Below are 10,492 nucleotides of genomic sequence, written 5' to 3'. Positions count from 1 at the left end.
GCGCCTCGGTGTGCCCAGCTTGCGCGGAGACCTACCGGTGGGACGCCTACCACCTGATCGCTGCCGGCCTTCGTGGCGGCAAGGGCGTGCCCGACTCGGTCACCGCGCACCCGGCGACGTTTCTCACCCTCACCCCGCCGTCCTTCGGCACTGTCCACACGCGACTCGACCGGACTGGACGGCCCGGTGCTGGACGCTCGCGGCTCGGTCCCTGCCGGCCCCGACGCGACCGGCCGGCCTGTCCGCACGGCCGGCCGATGTCCTGCGGCGTGGTGCACGGCGACGGTGATAAGCGCACCGGAACGCCGCTCTGCCTCGACTGCTACGACCACGCCGCGCAGGTCGCCTGGAACGCCTTCGTGCCCAAGCTCTGGACGCGGACGATTGACGCGGTCAAGCGGGAGCTGCGCCGGCTGTCCCGCGCGCACGGCGGCACGGCCGCGCGGATCCGGTACGCGAAGGTCGCGGAGTTCCAAGCCCGCGGTGCCGTGCACCTTCACGCCCTGGTCCGCCTCGACGGTGCCGACCCGAACGACCCGGATGCGGTCGTGGCGCCGCCGAGCTGGGCCACCGCCGAGCTGCTGAACGGCTTGCTGGTCGACGCCGCACGCTCGACCGCTATCCGGACGCCACCGCATCCGGACATGCCGGACGGCTGGGTGGTGCAGTGGGGCGAGCAGGTCCGGCCGCTGTCGGTGGCGCGCGGTCTGCCCGGGGCTGAGGTCACGGAGCAGCACGTGGCCGGCTACCTCGCCAAGTACGCCACGAAGGCGACTGAGCCGGCTGGCCACCTGTCGGCCCGGCTCACCGCCTCGACCGTTCGCATCTACACGGATCCCGCGAAGCACACAGGCCGGCTCGTCTCCGCCGCTTGGGAGCTGGGGCGCCCGGAAGCCGGCGACGGCTGGTCCCGGCTCCGGCCGTGGGCGCACATGCTCGGCTTCGGCGGGCACTTCGCCACCAAGTCCCGGACGTACTCGACCAGCTTCGGTGCACTCCGGGCCGCCCGCTCGACTGCCATGCGCCGGGCGAACGCCACAGCGGCGCACGCCGAGCAGGCGTCGGACGAGGAGACGGAGACCGTCCTTGTCGTCGGGTCGTGGACCTACGCCGGCACCGGCTGGCGGACCACCGCTGACGCCGCCCTTGCACTCGCCGCTGCGGACGCCGCCCGCCAACGCCGTCCGGCTGCCGCCGACCCCGCCGCCTGACAGGAAGGAGACTCACGATGGAAGCGACAGACGAGCGCATGTGGACGCCGGACGACGTGTCCGCGTTCCTCCAGGTCCCCGTGCAGACGCTCTACCAGTGGCGGCGCAAGGGGTTCGGCCCGCAGGCACGGAAGGTCGGCAAGCACCTGCGCTGGAAGCCGGACAACGTCCGCACCTGGTTCGAGGACTTGGACGCCTGATGCCTCGCCCTCCCCTGCCGATCGGGACCTACGGACGGATCACGTTCTCGGTCAGTCCCAGTGGAAATCACATCGCCAGAGCCAGCTATCGCGACGCGGACGGCGTCACCCGCCCGGTCGCCCGGACCGGATCTACTCAGGCGATTGCCCGCAACAACCTGCTGACGGCGCTGCGCGACCGGTCGACGGCCAATGGGCGGTCTGGCCTGAGCGCGGAGTCTCTGTTCAAGGACGCGGCCGTCATCTGGCTGGCCGCGATCGAGGAAGCTGCAGATGTCGGAGACGTGTCACCGAACACCGCCCAGCTCTACGGCCTTCAACTCAAGAATCACGTGGGACCGGCGCTGGGCTCGCTTCGTCTCCGAGAGGTGACGACTCCGAGGGTGGACGACTTCCTTCGCACCGTGCGAACGACGCGGGGGGTGGCGACGGCGAAGACCTCCCGGACGGTCGTGTCGGGCGTCATGGGTCTTGCCGTTCGATACGGCGCGGTGCCGGTGAACCCGGCTCGGGAAGCCGCCCGGGTTCGTGGCGTCAGACCGAAGGCTCCGCGGGCGCTGACCAGCAACGAGCGCGTGCGTTGGATCATGGCGCTCGAAGCCGACACCCGAGCTATCTCGAAGGACCTGCCAGACCTCACCCGCTGGATGCTCGCCACTGGTCTCCGTATCGGTGAAGCCCTCGCTGTTGCCTGGTCCGACATCGACTTGGAAGCGGGGACGGTCGAGGTCGATTGGAAGCTGATCCGCGTGAACGGCGAGAGTCTGCGCCGCGTTCAGCGGCTCAAAGGAGGCGACGACCGCACATTGCCGCTTCCGCCGTTCGCAATCGCCATGCTCGAACGGCGCCGGCCGCACTCAACCGCCCTGGGCCCGGTCTTCCCGGACTCGCGAGGCGGCTGGCGCGATCCGAGCAACACGTCACGTGCGTTCCGGGAGGCGCGGGACGCGGCCGGCTTCTCCTGGGTGACCTCGCACGTCTTCCGGAAGACCTGCGCGACGATCTTGGACGAAGCGGGACTGTCGGCTCGGGCGATCGCGGATCAGCTCGGGCACGCGCGGCCGTCCATGACGCAGGATGTCTACATGGCCCGCAAGGCTCTCAACCCGGCGGCTGCGGCAGCGTTGGAGGCAGCGGCGGGGTCGATGGCGGATGCGTAGCCGTGAGTTTCTTGTATTGGTGATCTTGATTGGCCGGGCTTACGAGCCTCTGACCTGCGGGAAGGGCTCCCCCGTGTGGACTCGAACCACAAACCCTGCGATTAACAGTCGCATGCTCTGCCAATTGAGCTACGGGGGACCGGTCGCGCGGTGGCGACGGGGGTAGACGATACCCGATCGGGAGTACGTCTGCCGCAGTCGGGTACATCTGAGGGTGACCGGCTGACACGGAACGGACGACGAAGAGGAGCAGACATGTACGGGAAGCTTGCCGTGGCGGTTGGGTTCGCGGCCGGGTACGTGCTGGGCAGCAAGGCCGGCCGCCAGCGCTACGAGGAGATCGTGGCCCAGGCCCGCAAGGTCGCGGGCAGCGAGACGGTGCAGAGCACGGCCGGGGTGCTGCAGGCCAAGGGCTCCGACCTGGTGGACAAGGCCAAGCAGTCCGACCTGGCCGCCAAGGTCAAGGAGTCCGACCTCGCGACCAAGGTCAAGCAGACCGTCGCGCGGGACAAGGACGAGACGACGACGTACGAGGCCACCCCGAGCACGACGGCGCCGAGCCCGGTGAACGGCACGACCACCTGATCCACCGCGTATCGCGAAGGGGCGGCCCCGCAGGGGGGCCGCCCCTTCAGCGTCTTCGGAGCGAGCCGGCCCCGCAGAAAGCCCGCGGCCGGTTCCCACGCGGGCCGGCTCCGATCGCAGAAACCCCGGTGCCCACAGCGGGCCGGCCCCGGCCGCAGAAAGTCCGCGGCTCAGGGCGGCTCCGTAAAGGGGCCGCCCGTCCCGCGGCTCAGGAGCGGGCGCCCATGAGGTGTTCGAGGGCGAGTTGGTCGAGCCGCTCGTAGTGCATTCCGCGCGCCCCGGCCGTCTCCGGGTCGAAGTCGGCATCCGCCTCGACCAGCCCCTGCCAGCCCTCTCCGGCGTCCAGAGTGGACTGGGCCAGCGAGGGCACCCGGGACGCGGCCAGCGCCTCCGCGACGGATGGGTCGGCCCGGAACGCCGCCGCCCGCTCGGCCAGGATCAGGTACGTCCGCATGCAGCCGGCCGCCGAGGCCCAGACTCCGGACATGTCCTCGGTCCGCGGCGGCTTGAAGTCGAAGTGCCGCGGTCCGGTGTAGACGGGACCGGTGCCGCCGGCGCCCTCGAGCAGGTCGACGGTGAAGAAGGCACTCTTCAGGTCGCCGGTGCCGAAGCGCAGGTCCTGGTCGTACTTCACGCCGTGCTGACCGTTGAGGTCGATGTGGAACAGCTTGCCGGACCAGAGCGCCTGGGCGATGCCGTGCGTGTAGTTGAGCCCGGCCATCTGCTCGTGCCCGGTCTCCGGGTTCACGCCGACCATCTCGGGGTGCTCGAGCTCGTTGATGAACGCCAGCGCGTGCCCGACGGTGGGCAGGAAGATGTCGCCGCGGGGCTCGTTCGGCTTGGGCTCCAGGGCGAAACGCATGTCGTAGCCCTTGTCCAGCACGTACTGGCAGAGCAGGTCGAAGGCCTCCTTGAACCGGTCGTACGCGGCCTTGAGGTCCTTGCCCGCGTCGGACTCGGCGCCTTCCCGCCCGCCCCAGGCCACGTACGTCGTGGCGCCGAGCTCCGCGGCCAGGTCGATGTTGCGCAGCACCTTGCGCAGCGCGAACCGGCGTACGTCCCGGTCGTTCGCGGTGAAGGCGCCGTCCTTGAACACCGGGTGGGTGAACAGGTTCGTCGTCATCATCGGGACGGTGAGGCCCGTCTCGGCCAGCGCGTCCTTGAACCGGGCGATCAGCTTGGCCCGGTCCGAAGTGGACGATCCGAACGGGATGAGGTCGTCGTCGTGGAACGTCACGCCGGCCGCGCCGAGCTCGGCCAGCCGGTGCACGGTCTCCACCGGGTCGACCGGCGCGCGGGTCGCGTCACCGAACGGGTCCCGGCCGAGCCAGCCGACCGTCCACAGCCCGAAGGTGAAGCGATCGTCCTTGGTCGCCACAGGGGTCAGGGTCGTCACACTTCCTCCACTTCGGTCCACCGGCCGTTCTCGGCGGCGGAACGTTGCACCGCATCCAGCACGAGCTGCGCCTGCAGCCCGTCCTCGAAGGACGGTAGCGGTTGCCGACCTGCGGCGATCGCCTCGACCAGGTCCTTGACCTCGTGTACGAACGTGTCGCCCCAGCCGAGGGTGTGCCCGGGCGGGTACCAGCCAACCAGGTACGGATGGTCCGGTTCGGTCACCAGCACCCGCCGGAAGCCGACCGGATCAGAAAGGTCGGCGAACTCCAGCTCGTTGAGGCGTTCCAGGTCGAAGGCGAGGCTGCCGGCCGAGCCGTTCACCTCGATCCGCAGGGCGTTCTTGTGGCCGGTCGCGAACCGGGTCGCCTCGTACGAGGCGATCGCGCCGCCGTCGAACCGGCCCAGGAACAACGCCGCGTCGTCCACGGTGACCTCCCCGCGACCTTCTCCGGTCGGGAGCGGCCGGGACCGGACGAACGTCTCCAGCAGCGCGTTCACCCCCACCAGCCGCTGCCCGGTGACGAACTGGGTCAGGTCGACGATGTGCGCGCCGATGTCGCCGAGCGCGCCACTGCCGGCCTCCTCCGCGCGCAGCCGCCACTCCAGCGGGTGGTCCGGATCGACCAGCCAGTCCTGCAGGTACTGCGCCCGGACCTGGTGGACCGTGCCGAGGCGGCCGGCCGCGATCAGGTCCCGCGCGTACGTCACCGCGGGCACCCGCCGGTAGTTGAAGCCGACCATCGCGCGGGTCCGGGCAGACCGGGCCGCCGCGACCATGGACCGGGCCTCGGCGACGGTGTTGGCCAGCGGCTTCTCGCAGAGCACGTGCTTGCCCGCGGCCAGCGCGGCCAGCGCGATCTCGGCGTGGCTGGAGCCGGGCGTACAGATGTCGACCAGGTCGACGTCGTCGCGGGCCACCACCGCGCGCCAGTCGATCTCGACCGAGTCCCAGCCGAACCGATCCGCGGCCGCCCGGACCGATTCCGGTGAGCGTCCACAGAGGACGGTCAGGCGCGGTCGCAGCGGCAGGTCGAAGACGTGGCCGGCGTTGCGCCAGGCGTGCGAGTGGGCAGCGCCCATGAAGGCGTAGCCGATCATGCCGACCCGCAGGTCCGAAGTGGACACCCGCTATCGCAGCAGGGCGTCGGCGTCGGCGAGCACCGCCGCGTACGCCTCGCGCAGCGCGGTGGCCGGCTCCGCGTCCGGCAGCGTGAGCCCCGGCACCTCCCAGGACGGCGGCTCGGCCTGACCGGACAGGGTCCAGGCGGCCTGGCGGGCGGCGCCGAGCGCGACGTACTCGGCCGGCTCGGGCAGCGTCACCGGGACGCCGAGGATGGCCGGGGCCAGCGCCCGCAGCGCCGTCGAGCGTGCTCCCCCACCGGTGAGCATCGCCCGCCGGATCGGCACGCCCTGGGCCCGCAGCGCGTCCAGCCCGGCGGCGAGCCCGCAGAGCAGTCCCTCGACCGTGGCCCGGGCCAGCGTGGCCGGGGTCGCGTTGGCCCGCGACAGCCCGGTGATCAGGCCGCGCGCGTTCGGCAGGTCGGGGGTGCGCTCGCCGTCCAGGAACGGCAGCAGCACCAGCCCGCCACTGTCCGGTGTGGACAGCGCCAGCTCGTCGAAGCGGGCCACGTCGACACCGAGCAGGGTCGCGGTCGCGTTCATCACCCGGGCCGCGTTGAGCGTGCAGACCAGCGGCAGGAAGCGGCCGGAGGCGTCGGCGAAGCTCGCGACGTACCCGCTGGCGTCCGCGGTCGGCACCTCGCTGACCGCGGCCACCACCCCGCTGGTGCCGATCGAGATGGTCACGTCGCCGGCCACCTGGCCGAGCCCGAACGCGGCGGCCATGTTGTCGCCGGTGCCGGGCGCGAGCACCGCTCCGGTCGCGGTCCGGCCCACCGCCTCGGCCGGCGCCGCCACCCGGGGCAGCCCGATCTCCCGGCCGAACGCCAGCCGCAGCAGGTCGGTCCGGTAGTCGCCTGTGGACGGTGACCAGTAGCCGGTGCCGGAGGCGTCGCCGCGGTCGGTGGCCGCGGCGGCCACGCCGTCCGTCGACAGCTGCGCGGTGAGCCAGTCGTGCGGCAGCAGCACGGACGCGACCCGAGCGGCGTTGTCCGGCTCGTGCTCGGCCAGCCAGCGCAGCTTGGTGATCGTGAAGCTGGCCACCGGGACCAGGCCGACGGCCTCGGCCCACTTCTCCGGGCCGCCGAGCTCGGCGATCAGGTCGGTCGCGGCGCCGGCCGAGCGGGTGTCGTTCCAGAGCAGGGCCGGGCGGACGACCGCGCCGCCCTCGTCCAGCGCGACCATCCCGTGCTGCTGGCCGCCGACTCCGATCGCGGCCACGTCGTCGAGCAGGCCACCGGCGGACGCCTTCTCCAGCGCCGCGGCCCAGACCGCCGGATCGATCTCGGTCGCGTCCGGGTGCGGCGCGGAGCCGGACCGGACCACGGCGCCGCTCCCGGCGTCACAGACCAGGACCTTGGTGGACTGGGTGGAGCAGTCGATGCCGGCGACGAGGGTGCTCATGGTCCGATCCTCCGTCACGAGGCGCCCGTGCGTCACGCACGGGCGCTCGGACGATGCGGCTCACGATGCGGCCCTCCACCTCGGCGGTCGCCGGGGGCGACGCGATATGGTGACCGTAAGTAGCTAGAACACACCCCGTCGGTGCGGCAGACGAGTGATCGCACCCGGCCTGCACCGGGCTCGCTCTCCAGTTACGACTACGGAGTTACAAGCCGAGCTCGGCCCGGGCCTGGTCCACGTACTCGGCGGCGGCCGCCCGGACGGCCGGGTCGCCCCGGTCGATCCCGGCGTCGAAGACCAGTTGCCAGCTGACCCCGTCCTGACCGGGCACCCGCCGGCCGACGACGCGGACGCCGCGCCGCGGGCCGGGGCCGGCCACGTCGGACAACGGGTGGTGGCGGGTGAACGCGATCGCCTTCTGCACCCGGACCCGGACGGTCTGCGGGATGTCCCGGGGCTGGTCCAGCCGGACCGCCCGCGGCGGCTGCTCGACCAGGACGCCGTCGCCGGAGTCGACAGCCGGGATCACCGTGAGGGTGTTGTCCTGCCAGGTCGCCTTATCGATCAGGTGCCAGGGCAGCCGGTCGGGGATGCCGGGCAACCAGAGCCCGAGCGGGGTGGCGACGACGGCGCCGCCCGACGCCGGAGCCCAGGACACGACCCGCTCGTCCGGGTCGAGCCGCGCGGTCGCCCCGGCCGGCACCCGCTCCGGCTTGCGGAACAGCCTCACTGCTCGCACGGTTCGCCTCCGGGCTCGCTCCGCTCCTCGCGCGGCAGTCTCGGCGAGCCGCCGTGGGAGGCGCTGCGATGCTCACTCCCCCGTCGGCTCACTGGGCCCCCAGGGCCTGCTCACGCAAGCCCCGGTTGAACTGCTCCAGCGCGACCAGCTCGCCGAACAGCCGGACGTGCTCGTCCGGCTGTTCCAGCGGGTTCACCCGCTGCAGCCGCGACCGCAGCGCCTTGATCTGGCGGGAGACGCCGAGCTCGCGCAGCCGGGACAGCTGGCTGGCGACGTACCGCTCGTCGGGCAGGCCGTTGGTGCGCGGCCGCTCGACGGCCAGCTCGGTCAGGGTCGACTTGGCCACGAGGTCGGCACAGTACTCGCCGATCCGCTCGACCCACTCCGGGCCGCTGCGGGCCGCGGAGGTGCCGCCGGCCGCGGACATCGCCTTGCGGATCAGCGCGTACGTCGGCTCGGTGAAGGAGGTCTCGTCCAGCGCGTCGAAGACCGGCCCGGCCAGCTGCGGCACCTGGACGGCCAGCTTGAGCACCTCGCGCTCGACCGCGAGGGCCGGGTCGTCGCGGTTGGGCCGCGGCGCGGGACGGCGGCCGCGGGTCTGCTGGTTCTCGCCGGCCAGCTCCAGCACCCGGGCCAGCACCGGCTCGACCTCCATGCCGAGCATCCCGGACAGCCGCCGCGCGTACTCCGGGCGCAGCGCCCGGTCCTTGATCCGGGCCACCATCGGCGCGCCCTTCTCCAGCGCCCGGATCCGGCCCTCCGGGTTGTCCAGGTCGTACTCCTTGAGCTCGGCCCGCAGCGCGAACGCGACCGCCGGCTGTCGCCGGGCGACCAGGTCCCGTACGGCCATGTCGCCCTTGGCCAGCCGCAGTTCGCAGGGGTCCATGCCGGACTCCTCGACCGCGACGAAGGTCTGCATGACGAAGCGCTGGTCCTCGGTGAACGCCCGCAGCGCCGCCCGCTGACCGGCCTCGTCGCCGTCGAAGACGAAGACCATCTCGCCGGCGAACTCGTCGGAGTCCAGCAGCAGCCGGCGCAGCACCCCGATGTGCTCGTTGCCGAAGGCGGTCCCGCAGGTCGCCACCGCGGTCGGGACGCCGGCCAGATGGCACGCCATCACGTCGGTGTAGCCCTCGACCACGACCGCCTGCCGGCGCCGGGCGATCTCCTTCTTGGCGATGTCGGCGCCGTAGAGGACCTGCGACTTGTGGTAGAGCGGGGTCTCGGGGGTGTTGAGGTACTTCGCCTCGATCGGGTCGTCGTCGTGCAGCCGCCGGCCGCCGAAGGCGACCACGTCGGCGGAGATGTCGCGGATCGGCCAGAGCAGCCGGCGGTGGAAGCGGTCGATCAGCGAGCCCCGGCTGGACTGCCGGGACAGCCCGGCGGTGACCAGCTCGGCCTGGGTGAAGCCGCGGTCGAGCAGGTGCGAGGTGAGCGCGTCCCAGCCGGCCGGCGCGTAGCCGCAGCCGTACGTCTCGGCGTGGGACTGGGTGAAGCCGCGGGCGGTGAGGAAGTCGCGGGCGATCGCGGCGTCCGGGCTGCGCAGCTGCTCGGCGTAGAAGAGCGCGGCCTCGCGGTTGGCCTCCACCAGCCGGCCGCGCTGGCCCTGCGGGCGGGACGGGGCCGAGCCGCCCTGCTCGTACCGCAGCCGGATGCCGGACCGGTCGGCCAGCCGCTCGACCGCCTCGGCGAAACCGAGCCCGTCGGTGCGCTGCACGAACGCGATCACGTCGCCGCCGAGCCCGCAGCCGAAGCAGTGCCAGAGCCCGCGGGCCGGGGTCACGTTGAAGGAGGGCGACTTCTCGTCGTGGAACGGGCACAGGCCCTTGAGGTTGCCGCCGCCGGCGTTGCGCAGCGCGACCCGCTCGCCGATCACGTCCTCGACCGCGGATCGTTCGCGGACCAGTGCGATGTCCTCGTCCCGGATCCGCCCTGCCACGCGGGCGATCGTACGTCAGCGCGAGGTGCGGGAACCGGCCCGGCCGGTGCGGGGTGTGCGCCGATGTCCGCGTCCCACGACGTGCCCGTGCGCGGACGCACCGGCGTACCCCACCACACCGGTCGTGGCCGAGTCGGCCGGCGGCCCGGCGACGCGGTCCGGATCGCGTACGTGGACCGGACCGGGGCGGGCTTCACCACCTCGGTCCTACGCTGGACCGATGAGCGAGCCGGAGAGCGCGGGTCACCAGCCGTTCCCGGCGTTCGCCACGGCGACGGTCGACGAGTCGAGCTTCGACGGGTACGCGTCGGTGCTGGACGGGTTTCGGGACCGGCCGGACAGCGAGCCGCTGACCAGGGCGGTCGAGGTCGCCACCCGGGCGGCCGCGATCGACACCGGCGCCATCGAGGGCCTGTACGAGGTGGACCGCGGCTTCACCATGACGGTCGCCCGGGGGGTCGCCGCGTGGGAGAAGGTGCTCGCGGCCCGGGAGCCGGTGGTCCGGCGGTCGTTCGAGGACGCCCTCGGCGGCGTGGTCATGGCGGGAATCCAGGCCCGCGGAATTCTGCCCTACAGCACGATCGACGCCGCCGTCCGGAATGCTGACCGGGTCGAGCCGGCGTTCCAGTTGGTGTCCTCGGACGCGACGCCGATGCCGGTCGAACTGCGAGACATCCTCCCGGTGCTGAGCTCCGTGCTCCGGCTGAAGCTCGGCATCTGGGCGGACAACGTGGTCG

10 protein-coding genes and 1 tRNA gene are annotated in these 10,492 nt (G+C 72.4%); 5 read left to right on the top strand and 6 right to left on the bottom strand.

The features are described from left to right. Window positions 1–8: 8 nt before the first annotated feature. From VGP36_17590 to VGP36_17580, 3 genes are read left to right on the top strand one after another with little or no spacing between them, the layout of a single operon-like run. Window positions 9–1,211 (top strand): replication initiator, encoded by a 1,203-nt coding sequence (locus tag VGP36_17590; protein HEV7656529.1) that lies wholly within the window; start codon window positions 9–11, stop codon window positions 1,209–1,211. 17 nt (window positions 1,212–1,228) lie between these two features. After that, a complete protein-coding gene (locus VGP36_17585) occupies window positions 1,229–1,411 on the top strand; it encodes a helix-turn-helix domain-containing protein (protein HEV7656528.1) in 183 nt (60 codons plus the stop codon). Next, entirely contained in the window at window positions 1,411–2,571 is a 1,161-nt protein-coding gene (locus VGP36_17580) for a site-specific integrase (GenBank protein HEV7656527.1), read from the top strand. The genes VGP36_17585 and VGP36_17580 overlap by 1 nt, the downstream gene beginning before the upstream one ends. A gap of 66 nt (window positions 2,572–2,637) precedes the next feature. On the opposite strand, the gene VGP36_17575 is transcribed toward VGP36_17580, so the two are convergent. Further along, window positions 2,638–2,710 (bottom strand) — tRNA-Asn (locus VGP36_17575). Window positions 2,711–2,844: 134 nt separating this feature from the next. Between VGP36_17575 and VGP36_17570 the strand changes: the two genes are divergently transcribed. Further along, window positions 2,845–3,156 carry a hypothetical protein gene (locus VGP36_17570; protein HEV7656526.1) on the top strand — a complete coding sequence of 104 codons (312 nt, stop codon included), beginning with the start codon at window positions 2,845–2,847 and terminating at the stop codon, window positions 3,154–3,156. A gap of 208 nt (window positions 3,157–3,364) precedes the next feature. On the opposite strand, the gene xylA is transcribed toward VGP36_17570, so the two are convergent. The 5 genes from xylA to dnaG all read right to left on the bottom strand — a co-directional run bounded on the left by xylA (window position 3,365) and on the right by dnaG (window position 9,755). Then, on the bottom strand, window positions 3,365–4,552 hold the full coding sequence (gene xylA, locus VGP36_17565) for a xylose isomerase (GenBank protein HEV7656525.1): 1,188 nt from the start codon (window positions 4,550–4,552) through the stop codon (window positions 3,365–3,367). Next, window positions 4,549–5,679 carry a Gfo/Idh/MocA family oxidoreductase gene (locus VGP36_17560; GenBank protein ID HEV7656524.1) on the bottom strand — a complete coding sequence of 377 codons (1,131 nt, stop codon included), beginning with the start codon at window positions 5,677–5,679 and terminating at the stop codon, window positions 4,549–4,551. Before VGP36_17560 ends, xylA begins: the two co-directional genes overlap by 4 nt. A gap of 3 nt (window positions 5,680–5,682) precedes the next feature. Next, a complete protein-coding gene (gene xylB / locus VGP36_17555; protein HEV7656523.1) occupies window positions 5,683–7,077 on the bottom strand; it encodes a xylulokinase in 1,395 nt (464 codons plus the stop codon). 205 nt (window positions 7,078–7,282) lie between these two features. After that, window positions 7,283–7,816 carry a hypothetical protein gene (locus tag VGP36_17550; GenBank protein ID HEV7656522.1) on the bottom strand — a complete coding sequence of 178 codons (534 nt, stop codon included), beginning with the start codon at window positions 7,814–7,816 and terminating at the stop codon, window positions 7,283–7,285. A gap of 88 nt (window positions 7,817–7,904) precedes the next feature. After that, window positions 7,905–9,755 carry a DNA primase gene (gene dnaG, locus VGP36_17545; GenBank protein HEV7656521.1) on the bottom strand — a complete coding sequence of 617 codons (1,851 nt, stop codon included), beginning with the start codon at window positions 9,753–9,755 and terminating at the stop codon, window positions 7,905–7,907. A 220-nt stretch (window positions 9,756–9,975) separates the two neighbouring features. On the opposite strand from dnaG, the gene VGP36_17540 reads away from it, so the two are divergent. Then, window positions 9,976–10,492, top strand: a 517-nt coding sequence (locus VGP36_17540; protein HEV7656520.1) for a hypothetical protein, incomplete at its 3' end; no start/stop codon positions are given.

The sequence above is a fragment of the Mycobacteriales bacterium genome (assembly GCA_035995165.1).
Classification (GTDB): Bacteria; Actinomycetota; Actinomycetes; order Mycobacteriales; family CADCTP01; genus CADCTP01.
This window is presented reverse-complemented; position numbering and strand designations above follow the sequence as displayed.